This is a genomic window from Niveispirillum sp. KHB5.9 (assembly GCF_048066115.1).
Lineage (GTDB): Bacteria > Pseudomonadota > Alphaproteobacteria > Azospirillales > Azospirillaceae > Niveispirillum.
On the sequence record NZ_JBLTYX010000023.1, the window covers coordinates 1 to 22156 of the forward strand.

Annotated in this window: 26 protein-coding genes and 2 tRNA genes; 9 read left to right on the forward strand and 19 right to left on the reverse strand. The window is 64.1% G+C overall.

What is annotated here, in order from left to right; genetic code table 11:
* Positions 1 to 539 precede the first annotated feature (539 nt).
* The 4 genes from ACM9HJ_RS26040 (at position 540) to ACM9HJ_RS26055 (ending at position 4679) form a co-directional block, all read left to right on the forward strand.
* Positions 540 to 1628: a hypothetical protein gene (locus ACM9HJ_RS26040; protein ID WP_416574713.1), complete on the forward strand. Its 1089-nt coding sequence runs from the start codon at positions 540 to 542 to the stop codon at positions 1626 to 1628.
* Between the two features lie 285 nt (positions 1629 to 1913).
* A complete protein-coding gene (locus ACM9HJ_RS26045; RefSeq protein ID WP_416574714.1) occupies positions 1914 to 3191 on the forward strand; it encodes a primase-helicase family protein in 1278 nt (425 codons plus the stop codon).
* 60 nt (positions 3192 to 3251) lie between these two features.
* The gene (locus ACM9HJ_RS26050) at positions 3252 to 4436 is read left to right on the forward strand and encodes a tyrosine-type recombinase/integrase (RefSeq protein ID WP_416574715.1); all 1185 of its coding nucleotides are present in this window, start codon (positions 3252 to 3254) and stop codon (positions 4434 to 4436) included.
* A 66-nt stretch (positions 4437 to 4502) separates the two neighbouring features.
* Complete coding sequence (locus tag ACM9HJ_RS26055; protein WP_416574716.1) at positions 4503 to 4679, forward strand: helix-turn-helix transcriptional regulator; 177 nt, start codon at positions 4503 to 4505, stop codon at positions 4677 to 4679.
* A gap of 205 nt (positions 4680 to 4884) precedes the next feature.
* Here the strand turns inward: ACM9HJ_RS26055 and arsH are convergent, their stop codons facing one another.
* Genes arsH through ACM9HJ_RS26080 form a run of 5 tightly spaced genes read right to left on the reverse strand, consistent with a single transcriptional unit; the run spans position 4885 to position 8060 of the window.
* Complete coding sequence (gene arsH, locus ACM9HJ_RS26060) at positions 4885 to 5646, reverse strand: arsenical resistance protein ArsH (protein WP_416574813.1); 762 nt, start codon at positions 5644 to 5646, stop codon at positions 4885 to 4887.
* A 6-nt stretch (positions 5647 to 5652) separates the two neighbouring features.
* Positions 5653 to 6708, reverse strand: coding sequence for an ACR3 family arsenite efflux transporter (gene arsB / locus ACM9HJ_RS26065; protein WP_416574814.1), 1056 nt, complete (start codon positions 6706 to 6708; stop codon positions 5653 to 5655).
* Positions 6709 to 6748: 40 nt separating this feature from the next.
* Positions 6749 to 7186: an arsenate reductase (glutaredoxin) gene (arsC, locus tag ACM9HJ_RS26070; protein WP_416574717.1), complete on the reverse strand. Its 438-nt coding sequence runs from the start codon at positions 7184 to 7186 to the stop codon at positions 6749 to 6751.
* A complete protein-coding gene (locus tag ACM9HJ_RS26075) occupies positions 7183 to 7689 on the reverse strand; it encodes an arsenate reductase ArsC (RefSeq protein WP_416574718.1) in 507 nt (168 codons plus the stop codon). Before ACM9HJ_RS26075 ends, arsC begins: the two co-directional genes overlap by 4 nt.
* Positions 7690 to 7718: 29 nt before the next feature.
* Positions 7719 to 8060 (reverse strand): ArsR/SmtB family transcription factor, encoded by a 342-nt coding sequence (locus tag ACM9HJ_RS26080; protein WP_416574719.1) that lies wholly within the window; start codon positions 8058 to 8060, stop codon positions 7719 to 7721.
* A gap of 232 nt (positions 8061 to 8292) precedes the next feature.
* Between ACM9HJ_RS26080 and ACM9HJ_RS26085 the strand changes: the two genes are divergently transcribed.
* From ACM9HJ_RS26085 to ACM9HJ_RS26095, 3 genes are all read left to right on the forward strand, one after another.
* Positions 8293 to 9333, forward strand: coding sequence for a substrate-binding domain-containing protein (locus ACM9HJ_RS26085; protein WP_416574720.1), 1041 nt, complete (start codon positions 8293 to 8295; stop codon positions 9331 to 9333).
* A 566-nt stretch (positions 9334 to 9899) separates the two neighbouring features.
* A complete protein-coding gene (locus ACM9HJ_RS26090; protein ID WP_416574721.1) occupies positions 9900 to 10049 on the forward strand; it encodes a hypothetical protein in 150 nt (49 codons plus the stop codon).
* A gap of 151 nt (positions 10050 to 10200) precedes the next feature.
* Positions 10201 to 10521, forward strand: a complete 321-nt coding sequence (locus ACM9HJ_RS26095; protein ID WP_416574722.1) for an ArsR/SmtB family transcription factor — start codon at positions 10201 to 10203, stop codon at positions 10519 to 10521.
* Here the strand turns inward: ACM9HJ_RS26095 and ACM9HJ_RS26100 are convergent.
* The 5 genes from ACM9HJ_RS26100 to ACM9HJ_RS26120 all read right to left on the reverse strand — a co-directional run bounded on the left by ACM9HJ_RS26100 (position 10518) and on the right by ACM9HJ_RS26120 (position 14594).
* Complete coding sequence (locus tag ACM9HJ_RS26100; protein ID WP_416574723.1) at positions 10518 to 11318, reverse strand: sulfite exporter TauE/SafE family protein; 801 nt, start codon at positions 11316 to 11318, stop codon at positions 10518 to 10520. The two genes, ACM9HJ_RS26095 and ACM9HJ_RS26100, sit on opposite strands and share 4 nt — an antisense overlap.
* A 57-nt stretch (positions 11319 to 11375) precedes the next feature.
* Positions 11376 to 12536, reverse strand: a complete 1161-nt coding sequence (locus ACM9HJ_RS26105; protein WP_416574724.1) for an MFS transporter — start codon at positions 12534 to 12536, stop codon at positions 11376 to 11378.
* A gap of 62 nt (positions 12537 to 12598) precedes the next feature.
* Positions 12599 to 13948, reverse strand: coding sequence for an FAD-dependent oxidoreductase (locus ACM9HJ_RS26110; protein ID WP_416574725.1), 1350 nt, complete (start codon positions 13946 to 13948; stop codon positions 12599 to 12601).
* Between the two features lie 453 nt (positions 13949 to 14401).
* Positions 14402 to 14478: transfer RNA gene (locus ACM9HJ_RS26115), tRNA-Arg, on the reverse strand.
* A 39-nt stretch (positions 14479 to 14517) separates the two neighbouring features.
* Positions 14518 to 14594 (reverse strand) — tRNA-Arg (locus tag ACM9HJ_RS26120).
* Between the two features lie 191 nt (positions 14595 to 14785).
* On the opposite strand from ACM9HJ_RS26120, the gene gpt reads away from it, so the two are divergent.
* Positions 14786 to 15271, forward strand: a complete 486-nt coding sequence (gene gpt / locus ACM9HJ_RS26125; protein ID WP_416574726.1) for a xanthine phosphoribosyltransferase — start codon at positions 14786 to 14788, stop codon at positions 15269 to 15271.
* On the opposite strand, the gene ACM9HJ_RS26130 is transcribed toward gpt, so the two are convergent.
* Entirely contained in the window at positions 15246 to 15830 is a 585-nt protein-coding gene (locus tag ACM9HJ_RS26130; protein WP_416574727.1) for a hypothetical protein, read from the reverse strand. The genes gpt and ACM9HJ_RS26130 overlap by 26 nt on opposite strands.
* A 161-nt stretch (positions 15831 to 15991) precedes the next feature.
* Complete coding sequence (gene leuC, locus ACM9HJ_RS26135; RefSeq protein ID WP_416574728.1) at positions 15992 to 17392, reverse strand: 3-isopropylmalate dehydratase large subunit; 1401 nt, start codon at positions 17390 to 17392, stop codon at positions 15992 to 15994.
* A gap of 441 nt (positions 17393 to 17833) precedes the next feature.
* Between leuC and ACM9HJ_RS26140 the strand changes: the two genes are divergently transcribed.
* Positions 17834 to 18964: a GGDEF domain-containing protein gene (locus tag ACM9HJ_RS26140; RefSeq protein WP_416574729.1), complete on the forward strand. Its 1131-nt coding sequence runs from the start codon at positions 17834 to 17836 to the stop codon at positions 18962 to 18964.
* On the opposite strand, the gene ACM9HJ_RS26145 is transcribed toward ACM9HJ_RS26140, so the two are convergent.
* The 7 genes from ACM9HJ_RS26145 to ACM9HJ_RS26175 form a co-directional block, all read right to left on the reverse strand.
* Complete coding sequence (locus tag ACM9HJ_RS26145) at positions 18858 to 19202, reverse strand: RNA-binding S4 domain-containing protein (RefSeq protein ID WP_416574730.1); 345 nt, start codon at positions 19200 to 19202, stop codon at positions 18858 to 18860. The two genes, ACM9HJ_RS26140 and ACM9HJ_RS26145, sit on opposite strands and share 107 nt — an antisense overlap.
* A 4-nt stretch (positions 19203 to 19206) precedes the next feature.
* Positions 19207 to 20217, reverse strand: coding sequence for an alpha/beta hydrolase (locus ACM9HJ_RS26150; RefSeq protein ID WP_416574731.1), 1011 nt, complete (start codon positions 20215 to 20217; stop codon positions 19207 to 19209).
* A gap of 64 nt (positions 20218 to 20281) precedes the next feature.
* Positions 20282 to 20857, reverse strand: coding sequence for an NUDIX domain-containing protein (locus tag ACM9HJ_RS26155; RefSeq protein WP_416574732.1), 576 nt, complete (start codon positions 20855 to 20857; stop codon positions 20282 to 20284).
* A gap of 47 nt (positions 20858 to 20904) precedes the next feature.
* Entirely contained in the window at positions 20905 to 21051 is a 147-nt protein-coding gene (locus tag ACM9HJ_RS26160; protein WP_416574733.1) for an entericidin A/B family lipoprotein, read from the reverse strand.
* A 77-nt stretch (positions 21052 to 21128) separates the two neighbouring features.
* On the reverse strand, positions 21129 to 21674 hold the full coding sequence (locus tag ACM9HJ_RS26165) for a nucleotidyltransferase family protein (RefSeq protein WP_416574734.1): 546 nt from the start codon (positions 21672 to 21674) through the stop codon (positions 21129 to 21131).
* A 6-nt stretch (positions 21675 to 21680) separates the two neighbouring features.
* Positions 21681 to 21884 (reverse strand): DUF2283 domain-containing protein, encoded by a 204-nt coding sequence (locus tag ACM9HJ_RS26170; RefSeq protein WP_416574735.1) that lies wholly within the window; start codon positions 21882 to 21884, stop codon positions 21681 to 21683.
* Positions 21881 to 22153: a hypothetical protein gene (locus ACM9HJ_RS26175; protein ID WP_416574736.1), complete on the reverse strand. Its 273-nt coding sequence runs from the start codon at positions 22151 to 22153 to the stop codon at positions 21881 to 21883. Before ACM9HJ_RS26175 ends, ACM9HJ_RS26170 begins: the two co-directional genes overlap by 4 nt.
* Positions 22154 to 22156: the final 3 nt, after the last annotated feature.

The following is a 22156-nucleotide window of genomic DNA, read 5'->3' on the forward strand; positions in this document are numbered from 1 at the left end:
CTCTGAACCCTGCCAGTAACAAGACTGGCGGAAAAAGGGTTCACCGAGACGTCGTTCACCGCACCGATAACGCTCCAGTTAGTGAGACTGGTCAAAGGGTGCACTCTGTCAAGATAATCTTGGTGGAAATGCCTTTCTGTGGCCGCGTCTATTCAGATATGCCCAGGACCTACTCTCTCTTGTGACAAGGCTAATCCTTTATGCAAGTCACCCGACTGAGATGAGATCGTCATGCCCAAGTTCCACATCCCCGCGAATACTGACCTGACCGTGCAGCGAGATCGCATCTACGCTCCACTTGCCCGACCTAAGGCACCAAAGTCCTAAGGTACGATTGTCAGTAATTTCTCATGCCGATAAATGAATAGATCTGGCGCTTCGCGCGCAAGATCCGCATCTTCGCATGAAATACCCCCATCCAGAAAGTTCTGATCTGACAGCAGATTTGCGTCTGCACAGATAGATCTTCGCGCCTTCAGCTAAGCATTCGGCTGCTGAAAGGATATTCACATTCCGCTGATGAAAAAGGGAAAATCATCATGACTGATAACTCCGATAACTCCGATAACCCGCCCAAGACGTCTGGCCTCGGCCCGAGGCAGTCCACCGTCCTGCCCGGCAAGAGGCTGTTGGGTGACCATCTCCCCGGGGCAAAGCGCATTTTCGCCAAGGACCTTCCGCCGATTGGTCTCCCCAATGCTTCGCGCCTTCAGTCGCCGATGGTCTCCCCCGGAATCGGTCTGTCGCGGCATGATCGCGTCACCGTTACCCAGGAGCCCAAGTCCAACGTTACCCAGGAGCCCAAGTCCAACGAGGACTTGGCCATGACGCAGCTTTCCGGACCGAAGAAAATCCCCCCCAGGAACCCGCCGCGCAAGCACGTCGACGCGGAGAAGGAACGGGAGAGGAAGTTCCTTGAGCTCCTGGGCTTGGAAACGCTTCCGGAAGAGTTCACCCGGCCCGCTTACCACACTAAGTATCTTGATGATCCGACGCCGCACGTCGCACCGAAGGACAACCCTGCTGCCACTTCCGCTAAGGAGGCTCCGGGGAAGCGCATCGTGAAGGAGAACCGGGAACTTAAAGGGGTTCAGCGCATTCCCCGCCCCAATACCCGGCTCCCCCTCCCGTCCCGTCAGAAGGAGGCTACCGCTAAAGCGCACCTCAAAACTGATCGATCCTTGCTTTGTGGCCCCGACAAGATCACGCCGTCGATGAATAAGAATGACTGGACGGAACTGTACAAGACGAGTCTGTGCACCTTGGCGGCGCGGGGGTGGCCGGCGTGGCTGATCCGCTGCGCGGCTGAGATGTGGGCATGCCACAGCTTTCCCCACGGGTTGCCGGGAGAGGACATCGACGCGCTTGTGGCACAAGCGATTGAAGTCGTTCGTATTGTCGATTGCCGCCAGATCACGGAACCCGACAGCGCTAATTTTAAGGCTCTGAGCCATCCCGAGCGCTTGGCCTCACTGGAACGGTTTGCCCAGGTGGCCTTGATGATGAAGTGTAAGCCGTGGATGGTCCGCGCCATGACCCGTGCCGAGGCTGTGTTTCGCTTTGACGATAGCACTCTGCGTGAAGACGTCGAGTTCATGCTCGACGAGGTACTGAACAGGCCCGCCTGACACCAGCACACCGCCGCCGACGATGTCGGCGGCGGTTGTCCGATCATGTTTGGCGCTAAGCCTTTGGCATGATCCGCAACTGCTTCTTCAAAACGCCTCGGATAATCATCAGGAATACGAAATTCAACTCTCCGGTTTGTAGTTGAGATTCTGATTTCAGATGAGGCGAGCGAGGCAAGAAAGAAAACTCAAAGAAAACTTTGAGTTTTCCTCGCCTCGTTCTCGAACTTACCGAGGCCATTTGAGGCAAGGCATCTCTACCAATCGCTAAATTGGAACGGAGAAATGGACGATCGTCGCAAAAACTACCTGTATGTCGTCATCCTCCACAGGTTCCTGCACCGGGTTACCGGTCAGCTCCTCCTTGCCCCTGCTGTCCTCAACGCGCATATGCGGAATCTCCCGAGGCGCATATCGGCGGCGGAGTTCTTCTTTGGGCCTGATAACCCGGTGGAAACGGTCGATGGAGTAACATTCAGCCCGGGCCAGGACGATATCGTGGAAGAAGACGGTCTGCGGAAGGCGAATCTCTGGGTGCGGCCCGCCATCAGACCGACGGAGGGAAGTGCCCGACCATTCCTTGATCACATCAGCTACTTGTTCGAGTGCGGCAAGGTGATCGACGCCGTGTTGAACTTCCTGGCCTTCCTCGTCCAGCACCCAGGCGAGAAGCCGGCATGGGCCGTACTGCTGATTGGTGGCCAGGGCATCGGCAAAAGCCTCCTCGGCGGCATGCTGGCCAAGTTGTTTGGTGAGCGGAACGTCCAGGTCATAACCGCCGAACAGTTGCGCTCAAGCTTCAACCCCTGGATCTCCAAAGCGCATCTCGTCGTGGTGAATGAAATCCCCGGCCCCGGGGACCGTCAGGCTGCCGCCCAGCTGAAGTCCTACATCACCGATCCCACCATCACGGTGAACGAGAAGAACATTCCCACCTATTCGATCCGAAATCGCGCCAGCTTCTTCCTCATTTCCAATGAGGATGATGCCGCGCGTCTGGACCCGGATGACCGGCGCTTCCTGGTCTGGAAGAGCAAGGCGCAGAAGAAGCCCGGCAGCTACTACAAGTGGCTGATGCGCTGGTTCAATCAGGGTGGCGCCGAGCGGGTTCTTCACTTTCTCATGACCCGCGACCTGGCGGATTTCAATCCACACGCTGCGCCACCCCGTACGCGTGCCCGTGGCGAACTGGCGATGGACAGCAGGGATGATGTGCAAGCGTATCTGCAGAATGCGTTCGACGCCGGAGAGCCGCCGTTCAAGCATGACCTTGTAGTGGGCAACCATGTGATCAACCACCTGAACGAGGTGCGCAGGATGAAGGTCACTCCCAAGGCGCTGAGCAAATTTTTCCGCAGCATCGATGCGGTCGAAGTCGGCCAGAAGCGGATGCTGGATGGCACCAAGCCCAGGGTCTGGGCAATCCGCCAGCATGAAAGGTGGAAGGCTGCCAGTGAGGAAGAGATCGCCGAGGCTTACCGCACGCCAGATGGGCTCAGTCTGGGTCCCCCGCGCGGCCCAGCCGGCCGGATAGGCATCGCTGGTCGGCGGCCCAGGCCCTAGCGGTGCCCAGGACACGACGAACCACCCCCACCCCTCACTCCGCGATCAGCCAAAGACATCATGACAATCGCCAAGATCACGCTTGAACTGATGAATAACCCGCCGGCCATTCCTGTCGGCAAGCGTCGGGTCCGTGTGTACGACTCTGAGATCAAGGGACTGTCGGTGGAATTCCGGCCCAAGAAAAAGGCCAGTTTCCGCTTCCGGTATTTCGATCAGTACCACAGGGAGCAGATGATCGGTCTCGGCCGCTTCGGTGCCGTAACTATCACCCAGGTCCGTGAACGGGCGCAGGCCCTGCGGGCAGGCGTCTCGCTAGGCCAGGACCCGGCGGCGGAGAAGCGTCAGCGCCGTGCCATTCCCACCGTCGCCAAAATGATTGAGGAGACTGTCCTGCCCGAGTTGGCGCATCAGCGTGGGGCCGGGAACCACCGTGCCTATGCTGCCCGCATCGTCCAGGCATTCGGGAAGCTGCGCCTGGACGAACTGACGCCGACCGACATCATCAGTTGGAGGCTGCGGTTGGTGAAGGAAGGGTTGGCCAATGCCACGGCCAACCGTCACATCGCCTTTCTTAGGATGGCATTCAACAGGGCGATTGAGCGGGGGCTGTTTTCCGGCTCGAACCCGGCGAAAACTCCCAGGGCACTGCCTGAAAACAATCGCGAACAGTACCTGACCGTGAAGCAGGTCCAGGCCCTCGTCGGGGCGTTGGACCTGGAACCGAACCGCGATGCCGCCGGTGCCATCCTGCTGCTTCTGCTGACGGGGGCACGGCGCAACGAGGTCACCCAGGCGCGCTGGAGCGACGTCAATTTCGAACTGAACCTGTTGACGGTTCAGCGCTCGAAAAGCGGCCGACGGCATCACATCCCGTTGTCATCGCCCGCCGTGTCGTTGCTTCGGATGCAGCAGCAGCGGACCGGCCAGCTGGAGCACGTTTTTCCGGGGCGTGTCCCGGGCAAGCCCATCACCAGCCTGCGCGGCGCCTGGAGCCGGGCGAGGCAGATGGCGGGCCTGTCTGACGACTTCGTCCTGCATTCGCTCCGGCATACTTATGCGAGCTGTCTGGTCAACCGTGGTCGGTCGTTGGATGAGGTCGCCGTCGTCTTGGGCCACAGCCAGCTCTCGACCACCCGCCGCTACGCCCATCACGCCCCGGACCGCCTGGTCTCTACCGCGACGCTCGCCGCCGAGACGTGGGGTTTCCTGCCGGCCATGGAGCCGCGCACCAACATCAACTGAGGAGGTAATATCTTGCGGGGAGAGTGTCCCACCGTTGCCACTGCGTCGGGCCAGCACATCAGGTTGATGACGCCCGCCGAGGTTGCCAGCCTGCTGGACGTGTCGAAAAAGACGCTCGAACGTTGGCGCATGACGGGTAAGGGGCCGAAGTTCTGCCGGGTGTCGAAGAAGACCATTCGATATCCGGCCGATCTGTTGGCGACCTACCTGACTGCGCATACCGTGTCCAGCACCGCCGCCTGACCAGCAGCACGAGAACGCCCCCTTCGCGACTACCATCCGAACTGCGCCACCCGATGGCCTGATCCGCGCGCAGTTCGGAACGACCCTTCGAGACTCAGGCCATACATGTCGCGTCACACCCGGTAGATGGCGCGAGTTCCTTCTACGGCCCTTCCCCGATCCAAAGGGGAAGGGCCGTTTTCGTTCACCGAGGGGCACCCCGAACCTATGTCGGGTTGCTCGTCCCGCTGGAGGAAACTGCTAAAGTCGCCAGATCGGTCTCCGCGTTGACAGGCGCCCCCGCTTCCCGGCGCTCCGAATAGCGGTCCACCAGCATGCCGGCATGCGGGCGCAGCAGCACCGTGAAGCGCACCAGTTCCTCCATGACATCGACGATGCGGTCGTAATAGGCTGAGGGCTTCATACGGCCGGCTTCGTCGAATTCCTGGAATGCCTTGGCGACACTGGATTGGTTCGGGATGGTGACCATCCGCATCCAGCGGCCCAGGACGCGCAGCGTGTTCACAGCATTGAAGCTCTGCGATCCGCCGGACACCTGCATCACGGCCAGGGTGCGGCCCTGGGTGGGGCGGATGCCGCCCATAGCCAGCGGGAGATGGTCGATCTGGGCCTTCATGATGCCGGTGATCTGGCCATGGCGTTCAGGACTGCACCAGACCTGGCCCTCCGACCAGATGGAATGCTCCCGCAACTCGCGCACGGCCGGATGGTCGTCTCCCTTCACCTGGTCGGGCAATGGCAGGTCGGATGGATCGAAAATCCGCGTCTCAGCCCCGAAATATTCCAGCAACCGGGCCGCCTCCTCCACCGCCAGGCGAGAGAAGGAGCGCTCCCGCAGCGAGCCGTAGAGCAACAGGATGCGCGGCTTGTGGTCCAACGGCCCCAGACCCAATGCTGGCTGTTGGTGGGCATAGGCGGGATCAAGGGCCGGCAGATGAGCCGGATCAGCGAGGGGGCGCAGGCGCAACATGCTTCACCCCTTGGCCGGTGCAGTGGCCGGATACCAGCGCCGGCCCAGCCACAGCGCCAGTTGCACCATCAGGATCAGCACCGGCACCTCCACCAGCGGCCCGATGACGGCGGCGAAGGCCACGGGAGAGGCCAGCCCGAAGGCGGCGATGGCGACCGCGATGGCCAGTTCAAAGTTATTGCCCGCCGCCGTAAAGGCGACGGAGGTGGCGCGGGGATAGTCCGCATCGATCAGCCTGCCCATGGCGAAGCTGACCAGGAACATGATGAAGAAATAGAGCGTCAGCGGCACGGCGATGGAAAGCGCATCCAGGGGCAGCCGGACGACGTCGCCCCCCTTCAGGCTGAACATGGCGACGATGGTGAACAACAGGGCCGCCAGCGTAATCGGGGAAATACGTGGCAGGAAACGGTTCTCGTACCAGCCCTCGCCCTTGGCGCGGATCAGCACCCGGCGGGTCAGGAAGCCGGCCAGGAAGGGCACGCCCAGATAGATCAGCACCGCCTCGGCGATGGTCCAGAACGACACGTCGATGACGCTGCCCTCCAGCCCCAACAACGGGGGCAGGAAACCCAGGAAGAACCAGGCGTAGACGCTGAAGAACAGGATCTGGAAGATGGAGTTGAACGCCACCAGCCCCGCCACATACTGGTTCGACCCGCAGGCGAGCTGGTTCCAGACCAGCACCATGGCGATGCAGCGGGCCAGCCCGATCAGGATCAGGCCCGTCATGTAGTCCGGCTGGTCGGCCAGGAAGATCACCGCCAGCGCGAACATCAGCACGGGCCCGATGATCCAGTTCTGGACCAGCGACAGGGCCAGGATGCGCTTGTCGGCGAAGACCTGGTGCAGTTCCTCGTACCGGACCTTGGCCAGCGGCGGGTACATCATCAGGATCAGGCCGATGGCGATGGGGATGTTGGTCGTGCCCACCGACAGCCGGTCCAACGCCGCCGGCAACCCCTCGAACAGGCTGCCCAGGCTCACGCCCAGGGCCATGGCGGCGAAAATCCACAGGGTCAGGTAGCGGTCGAGGAAGGACAGGCGGCGCGGCGCCACCACAGCCTGGTCGGTCATGGGAGGGTCTTTCCGGGCGGGATCAGGAGGCGGGGCGGGCGACGCGGTTGCCGGCGGCGTCCACGACGGCCTCGCCGTCTTCCTTGGCAAAGGCGGCCTTCTGCGCGTCGGGCAGGATGTCCAGCACCAGCTCCGACGGCCGGCACAGGCGCACGCCCAGCGGCGTGACCACGATCGGCCGGTTGATCAGGATCGGGTGGGCCATCATCGCGTCCAGCAGCGCCTCGTCCGTCAGGGCCGGATCGTCCAGCCCCAGTTCGGCATAGGGCGTGCCCTTCTCGCGCAGCAGGTCACGCACCGGCATGCCCATGCGGGCGATCAGATCGAACAGCGTCTCCCGCGTGGGCGGGGTCTTCAGGTACTCGATGATCGTGGGCTCCACCCCGCTGTTGCGGATCATGGCCAGGGTGTTGCGGGAGGTGCCGCAGTCGGGGTTGTGGTAGATGGTGATGTCGGTCACGACAGGGCTCCCTGCTGCGCCATCTCCAGCAGCTTGCGCTTCAAGGCCAGCTTGTCCAACGATGCGAAAGGCAGGCTCGTGAACAGTTGCAGGCGGCGCTGAATCTGGCGGTAGATGTCGGCGGTGAAGGCGGCCTTCTCGGCATCGCTGCCCGTGGCCGAGGAAGGGTCGGCGAAGCCCCAATGCGCCGTCATCGGATGGCCGGGCCAGATGGGGCATACCTCGCCGGCCGCGTTGTCGCAGACTGTGAAGATGAAATCCATCTGCGGGGCATCCGGGCCGGCGAACTCGTCCCAGGTCTTGGAGCGCAAGTCCGCCGTGTCGTGGCCCAGATGGTCCAGCAGGTCCTTCACATAGGGGTTGATGCGACCCGAAGGCTGGCTGCCGGCGCTATGGGCGCGGAAATGCCCCTTGCCTTCCTGGTTCAGGATGCATTCGGCCATGACGCTGCGGGCACTGTTGTGCGTGCAGAGGAATAGCACATTGAAAACGCGCTCGGACATGATCGCTCCTTCAGCGGGCGTCGGTTGGGTCAATCCAGGCAATCGCCCGTACAGGCCGGGACCTGGATGCCACCGCAGATCTCCGGTCGGCCCTGGCAGCAATCCTCCATCAGGAAGGCCACCAGCTTGCGCGTGCCCTCATAGTCGGTCGCGTAGAAGATCTGCCGCTGCACCCGCCAGGATCGCAGCAGGCCCGCCCGCTCCATGATGCCCAGGTGATGGGAAAGCGTGGAGGCGGGAACGCCGACCTGGCCGGCGATTTCGCTGGCATGCAGGCCGTTGGGTCCCGTCTGCACCAGCAGGCGGAAGATGGAGAGCCGAGTTTCCTGGGCAAGGGCCGCGAAGGCCTCGATGGCGTGTTTTGATTCCATGATTCGATAATTATAGAATTGACTCTGGGTGTCAAGTGATGTCACAAGCCACGGCGTGGGCGGCATGCTGGGTATTTGCAAAATAATGGCCGCTCATGTGTCACGTAAGTGAAACATAAAGTGCCTCCTTCCCTGTGGGGTGGTGAGAGCTGGGTCAATCCACCCCACTACTTTCCCCAGTATCGATGCCAATGCACGGATTTTCTATTCAACGGCAGATCGGAGCGTGAAAATGAAAACGAAGCAGATTCTCCTTTCGACCATGATCGGCATGGCCTGCGTCATGGGCGTCGCTGGCGCGGCGGCTGCCCGCGACCAAATCCGCATCGTCGGCTCGTCCACGGTGTTTCCCTTCACGTCCACGGTGGTCGAGCGCTTCAGCCAGACGAGCAAGTTCGGCGCGCCGATCCTTGAAGGCACTGGTACCGGCGGCGGCATGAAGCTGTTCTGCTCGGGTGTGGGCACCGACTTCCCCGATGCCACGGGCGCCTCGCGTGCCATGAAGGCGTCGGAGTTCGACACATGCCAGAAGAACGGCGTGACCCAGGTCACCGAACTGATCATCGGCTATGACGGCCTGACCTTCTCGCAGTCGAAGAAGGGCACGGCGATCAGCCTCAGCAAGGCCCAACTGTTCCAGGCCCTGGCCAAGGAGGTCGAGGTCAACGGCCAGATCGTCGCCAACCCTTATAAGAAGTGGTCGGATATCGACAAGTCGTTCCCGGCGACGGAGATCGAGGTGATGGGGCCGCCGCCGACTTCAGGCACGCGCGACGCCTGGGTCGAACTGGTCATGGAGACGGGTTGCAAGGAGTTCCCCACCATCAAGAACCTGGACAAGGCCCGTCACGATACGGTCTGCAAGACCATGCGCGAGGACGGCCTGTTCATTGAGGCGGGCGAGAACGACAACGTCATCGTCCAGCGCCTGGAAACCAACCCGAAGGCCTTCGGCATCTTCGGCTACAGCTTCCTGGAAGAGAACATCGACAAGCTGCGCGGCGTGCCCGTCAATGGTGTGGAGCCGACCTATGACACCATCGCCGGCCAGACTTACCCGGTCGCCCGCCCCCTGTTCATGTATTTCAAGAACCAGCATGTCGGCGTCGTTCCCGGCCTGAAGGAATTCCTGGCCGAATACGCTTCCGAGCGTGCCATGGGTGACGAGGGCTACCTGGCCGACAAGGGCCTAGTGCCGCTGCCGGACGCCAAGCGCAAGGCCTCCGAGGCCGCAGCGCTGAAGCTGACCCCGATGGCCAAGCCGGCTTCCTGATCCGAGTCACAGCATTGGGCAAGACCCTTCAGGTGTTTTGGAAAGCACCTGAAGGGTTCGGGCCGTGGCGTAGTGCCACGCGCCCGAATTGCCCAATTGCCCCGGGTGCTGCAATTCACTAGCTTTTCGCCATGCTGATCCAACGTCGAGCATATAGGTCCCAGCGCGGGCTCCGAGGTAGTGATCGCCGTCCCCGGCGGTTGCTGACGCTTGTGATGCTATTCGTGCTTGGGCTTTCCATGTGGAGTGCGCCCGTCGCCTCTGCCCGGTTCGCGTTGGAAGACGGCATAGCCTCCCGGTCGATGGCAGCGTCCCATCAAGATGGCTGCGACGATGATTGCTGCGGCCCGATGCCGATGCGGTGCGCGGCCCCTTGCGCGCTGCTCTGCCTGATGCTGCCGGCGCGCACGGTTGCCGGCCTGCTGGTAGAACCGCTCCAGGGGGAATGGGACGGGCCGATGGCAGACCTTCGGACCGGCCGGGAGATTGAAGTTGATGATCCCCCTCCCCGTGGGTGAGGCGGCCTGATCGTTTACGACTTCAATGCTTGAAACTGGAGAATGAAGATGAAGCGTTTTGCCCTTCTCGTGGCGGCCACCTTGCTGGTCGCCACGGCGACCGCCTATGCCGCGGCCCCGGACGTCATTGTGCAGGCGGTGGAAACCTGCTGCGACCTGGTCCTGGCCTGTTGCGGTGCCGGCGGGGATTGCTGCTAACCAGCCGATGACGGCCTGAATAGCTGGGGGCGTCCATCCGCGAGGGTGGGCGCCCCTTTTTCATGAAGCCCCACGTTCCTTCGACATTTCTGGAAATCGCAAAGCGTCGGCCCCATATTCCGATACATCGCCTTGGCCCCGAGAGCATCCCATGGACCTGGAAACCGCATCCCGCTGCTTTGCCGAACTGGGGCACCCGTCGCGCCTAGCCGTCTATCAGCGGCTGGTGCAGGCGGGGGATGACGGCATGCCGGTGGGGGCGATCGCCGAGGAACTGGGGATCGTGCTGTCCACGCTCTCCCACCACATCAAGCAACTAGTCCATGCCGGTCTGGTGGAGCAGGTCCGCGACGGGCGGACCCTGATCTGCCGCCCACTCTATCCCCGCATGGATGCCCTGGTGGCCTTCCTGACGGAGCAGTGCTGCGCCCGGCCGGTGGCCCAGGTGTCCGCCGAGACGTCCTGCTGCTAGTGCCGCCACATCTTGTAGGCGGATATCATCAGGATGGCCGCCAGCGCCGGCAGGAGGATGCTATCCGGCACGATGCCCAGCATCCTGCTGCCGATGAATGCGCCGGCGATTGAGCCGAGCGCCATGATGGCGACGAATGCGCGGTTCCTGCCGATCACCGCGAAGCTGTCATCACGGGCATAGCGGGCGAACCCGACCAGCATGGTGGGCAGGCTGATCACCAGTGACAGACTGCCCGCCAGCTTCACGTCGATGCCGAACAGCAGCACCAACGTCGGGATCAGCAGTTCACCGCCCGCCACGCCCAGCAGGGAGGCGACCACGCCGATGCCAAATCCGGCGACAAGCCCCGCGGCGATCAGCCCGATGCCGGTCAGCAGGGGCTCCCCGCCCGTGAACCCATGGCCCAGCAGCAGCACCAGGGCGATGGCCATCAGCAGGATGGCGATCACGCGATGCAGCGCCGCCCGGTCAAGCCGTAGGGCCAGGCCGGCGCCGACATAGGCGCCAACCAGGCTGCCTGCCAGCAGGTTGGCGACGACGGGGATATTCGCGCCGATCTCCGTCCAGGGAACCGTGCTCGCCCGCATGGGCAGCGCCGCCGTGACCACGATCAGGCTCATGGCCTTATTGAGGATGACGGCTTCCAGCGCCTGGAAGCGGAACCAGCCCACCAGCAGCGGCAGGCGGAACTCAGCACCGCCGAGCCCGATCAGGCCACCCAGCGTGCCGATGATCGTGCCGGCACCGAAGGTCGGGATCGGGCCACGGGCATGATGGGTTGTGCGTGATGACATCAGGGGAGCGTGTCCAGGGATCGAGGCCCGGATTGTGATCGGCAGCCCCTGTCCAAGTCAAACCCGCTGGTGCGGATCATCATGCGGGTCGGTGGGGCGCATGAAGGCCGCCAGCAGGAAGCCGCCCAGGACCGGCAGGCAGACGGCGATGCCCAGCCACAGGACGAGCTGATAGGAGCCGGAGACTTCCCACATCAGCGCCACCATCATCGGTGCCAGCGCCCGGACGATGGAGCCCGGCAGGCTCATCAAGCCGTTGACGGCGCCGTAGGCGCGCGGGGTCAGCATCTCCGGCACGGCGGAGCCGCGGATGATGGTCATGATGCCGTTGGCGGCGCCATAGACCAGGGCGAAAAGCACCATCGGTGCCATGCCCGAGGCCGGAACCAGCAGCAGGCCGAGCGCCAGCGGCAGGGTCAGGATGGTGGCGATGCCGACCTGCCGGATCGGCGCCTTCTCCGCCACGGCGGCCACGATGATCCGTCCCGCGACCTGGGCGGGGCCGATCAGGGTCATGACCGTCACCACCTCCATCACCGATAGGCCTTGTTCGGTCAGCAGCGGGTACATGTGGAAGGAGATGCCGGAGAACAGGGCGTAGTAGAGGGTGAACGTCACCAGCAGCCCCCAGAAGGCGGGCTGGTGCAGCGCCCACCGGACGATGCCCGCATCTGGATCGGTGACCGCGCTTGACACCCGAGCGGTGGCACCAGCCTCGACGACCCACAGATGCAGGGGCAGGCAGACGATCAGGTTGACCAGGGCCAGCACCTCCAGCGTGCCACGCCAGCCCAGCCGGTCCAGCAGGAACTGCGTCACCGGCACGAAGACGGTACTGGCGAAGCCGCCCCACAGGGTCAGGGCGGTGATCCCGCGCCGGGCTTCCGGACCGTACCGCCGGGAGATCACCGCGAAGCCGGCCTCGTACAGGGTCATGGCCTGGGCCACGCCGACCAGCACGAAGACCGGCACCAGCAACCAGGCGTCACCGGCCCAGGCCCAGCCCAGCAGCGACAGGGCAGCCAGTGTCGATCCGCCGGCCATCACCACCCGGCCGTGTCCGCGGTCGATGGCATGGCCCACGGGGTAGGCGGACAGCCCCGCTATGGCCAGGGCCAACGACGCCAGCCCGAAGATCTCCGTCCGCCCCCAGCCGAACGTCGCCGCCATGGGCGAGGCCAGCAGGGGGAAGGCGTAGATCAGGGTGCCCCAGGACACGATCTAGGCCACGCCGAGCCCGGCGGTGAAGCCGGACTGCCCGGCAGTGGCCCGGAACAGCATCAGGCCGCTCCGCAGCATTTCTTGGCCGGTGTGGGGGTGGACGGCTTGCAGCTTGATACGACCACGGCAGGCGCCGGGCTGTCGCAGCAACCGCCATCGTCGCTGGCGGTCAGGTTGGAACTGCACACACCGGTCTCGGGCAATTCCAACTGCACCTCCGCCGCAGCGGCAAGGTCACCGGCCAGGAAGGCCGCGACGGAGCGCACCTGCTCATATCCCGTGGCCATCAGGAAGGTTGGCGCTCGGCCATAGCTCTTAATGCCGACCGTGTAGAAGCCCGGCTCCGGGTGGCTCAGCTCCCGCGCGCCATGCGGGCGCACCGTGCCGCAGCTATGCAGGTTGGGATCGATCAGCGGCCCCAGTGTCGCGGTGCTTTCCAGCCAGGGATCAAGGCCAAGGCGCAGTTCACGCAGCATGCCCAGGTCCGGCCGCTGGCCGGTGACGGCGATGACCTCGTCCACGCCGGTCACAGCCCGGCCATCACGCGCGGTGGCCGTCAGGCCGGACGGCGCATCCTGGAAGGCTGCAACCTTGAAGCCGGTGAACAGCTCCATCCGGCCGCTGTCGGCCAGCCGGCGCAGGGCACTGCCCAGGGCACCACGCGCCGCCAGGGCATCGCCGTCACCACCGCCGAAGGTACGGCGCAGGTCGGTGCCACGCACGGCCCAACTGATCCGCGTCTCCGGCACTTGTTCGGCCAGCCGCGCCAGGTCCAGCAAGGCGTTGGCGGCGGAATGGCCGGCACCGATGACCAGCACATGCCGGCCGGCATAGCGCGCCCGGTCGCGGTCCAGGACATCGGGGATGCGGTAGGCGATCCGGTCCGCCGCCGCGACTTCACCCAGGGCTGGCAGACCGTCGGCGCCTGCCGGGTTCGGCTGCGACCAGGTGCCGGAGGCGTCCAGGACGGCCGAGGCCAGGATCTCCGCCTCGCCCGCTGGTGTGGTCACGCGCAAAAGGAACGGGGCCTGTTCGCGTCCAGCCGTCTTGACCTTGTCGAAGCCGGCCCGGCTGATCGCCGTGACCCGGTGGCCGAGACGCAGACGGCTGGCGATGGCGGGAAGCTGCGCCAAGGGCTGCAGGTACCGCTCCACGATCTCGGCACCGGTCGGCAGGTGGTCGGCTGGCGGTGCCTGCCATCCGGACTGTTCGAGGAGGGCGCGGGCCGCCTTGTCGACGTTGTACTGCCAGGGAGAGAAGACCCGGACATGGCCCCAGTCGCGGATATGGGCGGCGACATCGTCGGAGGCTTCAAGGACAAGGGGTTCAAGCCCACGGGCCAGCAGGTGGGCTGCCGCGGCCAGCCCGACAGGGCCAGCGCCGATGACGGCGACGGGAAGGGCGCTCATGGATGGCTCCATTCATTTTGATGAACGGAGGTTAGGTTGCCTCGATTCTAGAGTCAACGATATTTCCAAGATTATCAAAATATAGAGTGCGACTTAGGTTGAGAGGGCTCGAAAGCAGCGAGCCTCACCTTGATGAGATCGCACCAGCCCCACGCCCCACACGAGTCGAGGGGCGGGCCGACAGCCATGCAAACCATGTAAAGCGGTGCCCCGTGGGACGTGGGGCCATCGGGGCACTACGGGGACGGAGGGGTGATATAAGCCCCCTCTTTCGCCGCTGGCCGCCGCGAGGGCACACGACGGCCGGCACTTGGCCACCAGTGTGACCCAGGTTTTGCCCGGCTTTCGTCGTGTCGGGTGCACGAACGTGGGGATGGCGTGGGGCAGGCTTGGCAGCTTGCCTGGGGGCATTGCCCAATGAGGGGAAAACCCCAATGATATCAAAGAGTTGGCTGGCGCGCCCGAAAGGATTCGAACCTCTGACCCCCAGATTCGTAGTCTGGTGCTCTATCCAGCTGAGCTACGGGCGCATCGCCATGATTGACCGGTCTGGATGGGGAAACTCGGAATGGCGCGCCCGAAAGGATTCGAACCTCTGACCCCCAGATTCGTAGTCTGGTGCTCTATCCAGCTGAGCTACGGGCGCACTGTATCCGACTTATCCCGATTTCCGTTCCCCCGTGAGGGGTACCGGCCGGTGAGGTGGCGCTTGTATCCGATGGCGCCGGGGATTGCAACGGGATTTTGTTGGCTTTGCGCACAATGCCGATCTCCCGTGATTGCCGAGCGCGCCCGCATCGGCTATTCCTGCGCCAACCCCATGAAAGCAGGCCCACCTTGAGCAATAAGATCCAGAACCCCGACAAGAACTTCCCCGTCACCTGGGAAGAGCTGCACCGCAATGCCAAGGCCCTGGCCTGGCGTCTGGCCGACCATACAAAGTGGAAGGGCATCATCGCCATCACCCGTGGCGGTCTGGTCCCGGCGGCCATCATCGCCCGTGAACTGGATCTGCGCGTGGTGGAGACCATTTCGGTCAAGAGCTACGACCATCAGACCCAGGGCGAAATCCGCGTGCTGAAGGCCGCCGATGCCGTCACCGATGGCGGCAAGGACTGGCTGCTGATCGACGATCTGGTCGATACCGGCAAGACGGCCGCCTATGTGCGCAAGCTGCTGCCCAACGCGCATTTCGCCACCATCTATGCCAAGCCCGCCGGTCGCCCCCTGGTCGATACCTTCATCACCGAGGTCAGCCAGGATACCTGGATCCATTTCCCCTGGGATCTGCTGCCCGTCAGTTACTTGCAGATCGAACGCTGACCCGCATTTCCAGGGTACCGCCGGGAGTGGGGCTACTGCGCAAGGGCAGTTCCACCCCGGCCAGGGACAGGCTGGTCGCCAGCGCCAGCAGCGGCCCCGCCAGATCGCGCTGACGGGCCGGCGGCAACAGATGCGCCAGCAGCAGCGAGGCCGACAGCCGCGCCCTCGGCCCCCGCTGCAACACCCCCACCAGCGTCAGCAGCGTCCGTTCATCCGTGGACAGGGAGGAACGGCAGCCATTGCCGATATCCGGCCGCCCGGCCGGATAGACATGCAGTTGCTCCATCACCTCTTCCCAGGCAATCAGGGCATCGGGCCAGCAGCCTGGCAGCAGCCGGCGGAATTCCATCTCCACCTGGTCCCAGCGGAAGCGCCCATGGCGCCAGCGCCGCGCCGACCAGAGCAGCAGCTGTTCCCCCCGTGACAGGGTGAAGACCGTCCCGCCATCCTGGAAAACGGCCAGCAGGCGCGCCCGCTCCGCATGGGCCATCTCCTCGGCCTGCCCATCCCGGGCGGCCGCCGCGCCCAGGTCGGGCCACCACAGGGCCATCTCGCTCATCACCGCCTCCGGCGTCCATTTACTCCCGATGCGATGATGCTATTGCGAATGGTTCTCAATAGCAAGATGGGAAATGTGCGTAGCGCTGGGGCGAGCGCATGCGAAAAGGGGGTAGCCGTTGCCAGCTACCCCCTTTCTACGAAACAGGCTCGCGTACCTGGTTACAGGCTGCGCACGTCGGTCAGGTGGCCCTTGATGGCGGCGGCGGCGGCCATGGCAGGGCTGACCAGATGGGTACGGCCCCCGGGACCCTGCCGGCTTTCGAAATTGCGGTTGGACGTGCTGGCGCAGCGCTCACCCGGCTTCAGCTTGTCATCATTCATGGCCAGGCACATGGAGCAGCCGGGCTCGCGCCAGTCGAAACCGGCTTCGGTGAAGATCGTGTGCAGACCTTCGCTTTCCGCCTGCTCCTTCACCAGACCGGAACCGGGGACGACCATGGCGTACACGCCGTCGGCTACCTTGCGGCCCTTGGCCACCACGGCGGCGGCGCGCAGGTCTTCGATGCGGCTGTTGGTGCAGGAACCGATGAACACCTTCTGCACGACCACTTCCGACAGGGGCGTGCCCGGCGTCAGGCCCATATAGGCGAGCGAGCGCTCCACTGCTTTCGCCTTGTGCGGATCCTTGAAGTCGGACGGGCTGGGCACAGCGGACGTGATCGGGGCCACATCCTCCGGGCTGGTGCCCCAGGTGACCTGCGGGATGATGTCGGCGGCGTTCAGTTCCACGACCTTGTCATAGACCGCACCCTCATCGCTGGGCAGGGTCTGCCAGTATTCGACGGCGCGGTCGAAATCGGCACCTTGGGGGGCGCGGGGACGGCTGCGCAGATAGTCGAAGGTCTTGTCGTCGGGCGCAATCAGGCCCGCGCGGGCGCCGGCTTCGATGGCCATATTGCAGACCGTCATGCGGCCTTCCATGGACAGGTCGCGGAACGCCTTGCCAGCATATTCGATGACATAGCCGGTGCCACCGGCCGTGCCCAGCACGCCGATGACGGCAAGCGTCAGGTCCTTGGCGGTCACACCCGGCGGCAGGTCGCCATCGACCTTGACCAGCATGTTCTTCGACTTCTTGATCAGCAGCGTCTGGGTGGCCAGCACATGCTCCACGTCCGAGGTGCCGATGCCGAAGGCCAGCGCGCCGAAGGCGCCATGGGTGGCCGTATGGCTGTCACCGCAGACGATGGTCATGCCCGGCTGGGTCACACCCTGCTCCGGACCCACCACATGCACGATGCCCTGGCGGATATCGGCCATGTCGAAATATTCGATGCCGAATTCCTTGGTGTTGACGCCCAGCTGCGCCACCTGGATGCGGCCTTCCTCGTTCTTGATACCCTGGAGCCGGTCCTTGGACGTCGGCACGTTATGGTCGGCCACGGCCAGGGTCTTGCCCGGCTGGCGCACCTTGCGCCCGGCGATGCGCAGACCTTCAAAGGCCTGCGGGCTCGTCACCTCATGCACCAGATGCAGATCGATATACAGCACGGCGGTGCCGTCCTCCTGCCGATGGACGGTATGGCTGTCGAAGATCTTGTCATAAAGGGTGCGGGCCATGTCACTCACCTGGGGGTCAAGGATCGAACCGCAAAGACGGGGGTTGCTTTACGGTCACTTTGTTACGTTGGCCGAGCATAGCGGCACATCAAGGCCGCCACAAGCGGGTGACGGGCCTTGGCTGGGCGCCTGGATGCAAACCAGCACCCAGGACGGCGCATGATTGGTAGGAATAGTACCAGCCTTGGGCACGGCCCCCGCCGATGGTCAAATGTTTCATTATGCCACCAATAGGCGTCAGCACCCGTTTGGATTAGTCGCGCTGGGAGACATACATCGGTGGCCATGCTATGAAACAGCTTGCCCGTGCGTCCCGCGCCGACGGAAATTCCAATGTTCCCGCTGGATATTGTCACTATCCTGGTATTGTACAAATCCTCGCTGATCGCGGGTGCGTTGGCATTTATGCACATGCGCCGACAAACGCGCGGACAGTCCGGCTTGCGGACCCTGATCGTCGGCTTTGTACTGTTGATCCTGGGTTCCACCCTGGCCGGTTGGGGGGCCGCCGGTCGCCTGCCCCTTGGTTTCTGGACCTTGACCAGCCTGCTTGTCGGTACATTGGGTTATGGCATGGTCTATCTGGGCATTCACGCGCTCAGCCAGCAACGACGGGTGAAGCAGGGGTGGCTGATCCTGATGCCGCCGGCTCTGTTCACCCTGGCAGCGCTGATCACGGGCTTCCACATCGACGACCGTATGCGGTCCTGCCTGTTCCACCTGCAGGCCGCCGGATTCCTGGCCGCTGCCGCCTGGCCGGTCTGGCGCGATCGGCGGGTGGACCCACTGCCCTCGCGCCTGCCGCTGGCCATGGTGCTGGCCGCCTGCGCGCTGATCTTTGGCCTGGGGGCCTGGGCGATTCTGGAAAGGGCAGATTATGTCGACTGGATCGCGCACGGCTTCGCGTTCCAGATACTGGGCAATTTCGGCATCGCGGTGCTGGTCTGCGGCTTTGCCACCGACCGGGCCGAACGCGGTCTGCGACAGGTGGCGGAGATGGACAGCCTGACAGGCATCGGCAACCGTCGCTGGCTGGAGGCACGGCTGCCGACCACCATCAAGGCGGGGGACACGCTGATCGTGCTGGACCTGGACCATTTCAAGCAGGTGAACGACCGTTACGGACACGCCGGCGGTGACGCAGCCCTTGTCGCCACCGCTTGCACCCTGCGCGAAACCTTGCGAACAGAGGATTTGCCCGCCCGGATGGGAGGTGAGGAGTTCCTGCTGTTCCTGCCGGGCCTGGGCATACAGGCGTGCGTCATCGCGGAAGACCTGCGCCGCCGTATCGAACAGCAGATGGTCCGCCACCAGGACAGCATCATCCGCGTCACCGCCAGCCTGGGCGTCGCCATGGCTGCGCGCGACAATGTCGGCTGGGAACAGCTCTACCAAACGGCCGACAGCGCCCTGTATGAGGCGAAGCGGCGCGGCCGCAACCGGGTGGTAGACCACACTGCGGCTTCTATCCCCGCGGCAGCCGCGCCTCCGGCGTCGGCGGGTCCAGGTCCTCGTAAAGCGCCTGGGCTTCGGGGGCCGGTCCGCGCCGGGCGGCCAGGGCCTTCACCTTGATCACCCTTACATAGGCGCCCAGCGGAAAGGTCAGCACGTCGCCCACCTTAACCACCTGGCTGGGCTTGGACACCGGCACGCCGCCCAGACGCAAGCTGCCCGATCCCGCCAGCTTGGCCGCCTGGCTGCGCGTCTTCAGGAAGCGCGCGTACCAGAGCCATTTGTCCAGGCGCAGCCGGCCCTTGGCGATGTCGGCGGCATCGGATGGATCAAGGCTGGTGATGTCCTGGTCGGCCATGGGCTCAGCCGTTCAGGACGCGGACGAGATAAGGAAGGCTTTCATCCATCCGGTAATCGACCGACGAATGGTCGTCGGGGAATTCCTCATACCGGTGGTTGATGCCCAGCTGCTCCAGCCGGCGGTGCAGGCGGCGGGCGCCATGGACCAGATTATACTGGTCGCGGTCGCCGCAATCGATGAACAGGCCCTTCAGCCCGCGCAAGGCATCCCCATGGGTCTCCACCATGCGCGCCGGGTCCCATGCCAGCCAGTTGGCCCAGCGTTCCTCGATCACCTCGCACGTATCCGGCGTCACCGGCAGGCGGATGCCCAGATGCTGCGACGGGTCGGGATCATAGGTGGCGGCCATGCACAGGATCATCAGGACATGGGTATCCTTGCCGTCGGTCTTGCGCGCCGTCTCGAACGCGTTCATGAACCGCTCGATGGAGCCGCCATGGCGCGACAGGGCGCGCAGCACGCCCGGCATGTCGGGCAGATAGCACAGTTCGAACCCCATGTCGCCGGAATGGCAGGCCGCCGCCGACCAGACATCCGGGCGCAGGAAGGCATGGGCCATGGCGCCATAGCCGCCGCTGCTTTTGCCGAAAATCCCCCGCCGTCCGGCACCGCCACAGCCGAAGCGGCCTTCGACGAAGGGCACGACCTCGTCACACAGGAAATCCATCCACCGGCCCATGGCGGCGGAATTGATATACTGGTTGCCGCCCAGGCGGGTGAAGCAGTCGGGGAAGACCACGGTTGCCGGGGCCATGGCGCCGCTATCGATCAGCCGGTCCAGCCGTTCGGGCAGATTCTCCCCGAAATTCTTCCAATTCGTATGGGCCGGGCCGCCGGCGGTGTAACCCACGATATCGACCAGCAGCGGCAGGTCCGCGCCATCATGGCCGGCCGGCACATAGACATGCACCTCGCGCCGTGGGCTGTCGCCCAGCAGGTTGCCGGCAAGGACCTGGCTGTCCAGCATCAGGCGGTGGATGGTGCCCGGGGCGGCGGTGTGGGAACGGCGCATGCTGCTTGTCGTCCGGCTTGTTTGTTGCTCTTGAGAGCCCGACTTTGCCCCCGCGGGGCGCCGGTTACAAGCCTTCCACGGGTGGCGGCGGATTGGTGCCGGGAGCAAAGCCCACCTGCCCCGCCCGGTCGCGCCATTCATGCAGGGCCCAGACGACGGAGGGGAAGGCCAGCTCGTCCCAGGGAATGTCAGCCCAGGCAAACATCCCTACCTCCAGGCTTTCGGGGCCTGCCGCGATGGCAGGGTCGGAAAGGGTGGCGCGGTAGATCAGCTGCACCTGGCTGAGACGCGGAATGTTGTAGATGGCCAGCAGCGTGTCGATGGCGATGCTGGCCCCCGCTTCCTCCATCGCCTCGCGCGCGGCCCCCTGCTCCGTCGTTTCCGACAGTTCCATATAGCCGGCGGGCAGGGTCCAGAAACCCTTGCGCGGCTGGATGGCGCGACGGCACAGCAAAAATCGCCCCTCGGCATCCGTTACCACGGCGCCGACGACGATCTTCGGGTTCTCATAGGCGATGTAGGAACAGTCGGGACAGACCAGCCGCTCCCGATCCTCCCCCGGCGGCACCATGCGCACGCGCGGGCCGCTAGTGGGCGGCGGTGGGTACAGGCGGGGAGTGTCGGCGGGGGGCAGGCTCATGGGTCAACCATGACGCCAAGCCCCCGCCGGGGCAAGAACCGCCAGCGTTAATTCTTGGCGTCCTGCGCGGTGTTCTCGATGGCCTTGCCGCCGGATTTCACATCCTTGCCCACACCTTCGACCGTATTGCAGGCCGACAGGGCGAACATCGACAGCAGCAGGGCTGCGGGAATGGCAATGGAGCGCTTGTTCATGATGTCCTCTCGCGTTGGAACCGGCTTCCTGCCGGCGGTTGATGCGGGAAGAACAACGAGAGGCGGCGTTTGTTCCATCAACCTTCCGTCAGCCACGGCCAGCGGGCGCGATAGCTGTCCACCTTCAGCCGGTATTGGGGCGGATTGTCGGTGCGGGGATTGGGGCGCAGGATGCCGGACGCCAGTTCATCCAGCCCATAGGGCGCCACCACCTCCCCATCCGCCGCCATGCCCACACAGGTGCAGCGGACCAGGAAGCCGGCAATGCCGTCACGGCTGCTGGCCAGGGGCGGGATCAGCTTGCCGAATCGCTGCGGATACCAGAGATGGACGCGCGCCTGGTTGCGCAATTCCACCTCCACACCCAGATCGGCATAGAGGCTGGTGGCGGCGCGTATCGCCGCATCCTCCGCCGCCCAACTGATATCCGGGTCGTAATAGAACAGGTCGTAATCCTTCACGCCCCAGCCGGGCTCCCGCCCGTCACGGGCATTCCACACGGCCTGATACAGGCACCCGGCCACCAGGAAGGCCTGGCTCAGGCCCAGGGTGGGCAGCCGGTCCAGAATGGCGGCGTTGACGGGGTTCGACAGGGCGAGGGCGCGGAAGGTGTCGGGGGTCATGCAGCCCTATTCAGCGGCCGCCGGCACCAGGATCAGGCGCGCCATCAAATCCGCCTTGGTCGACGCATGCTGTATGTCATACCCGACGGGCTCACCATCGGCGCCATAATCGACCATGACATCCGTCTCCACCTCCACCGTCCGTTTCGACGGCAAAGGGCGGACCTCGATATAAAGACTGTCGGTCGACCGATCGTAGCTGGTTTTCATGGCCCGAAAGCTTCATCCGGGAAGGCGTTATGCACGGTTACGCCATCGGACAATAACACGATCCGCAGGTAACAGCCGAGCGTTTCAGAGTATCCGTAGAGTCGGAGACGACCGTCCGGCTGTCGCAACCGAACCTTGGACTTGTCGATGATCCGACGGATATCGATGGGATCGAGATCCGGGCGCCTGACCATCACATCAAAGGCAAAATAACGCGTCCGCCGGAAAGGCGGTGGAGGAAGTCGTTCAGGTTCCTCATCGGTACCCATGCG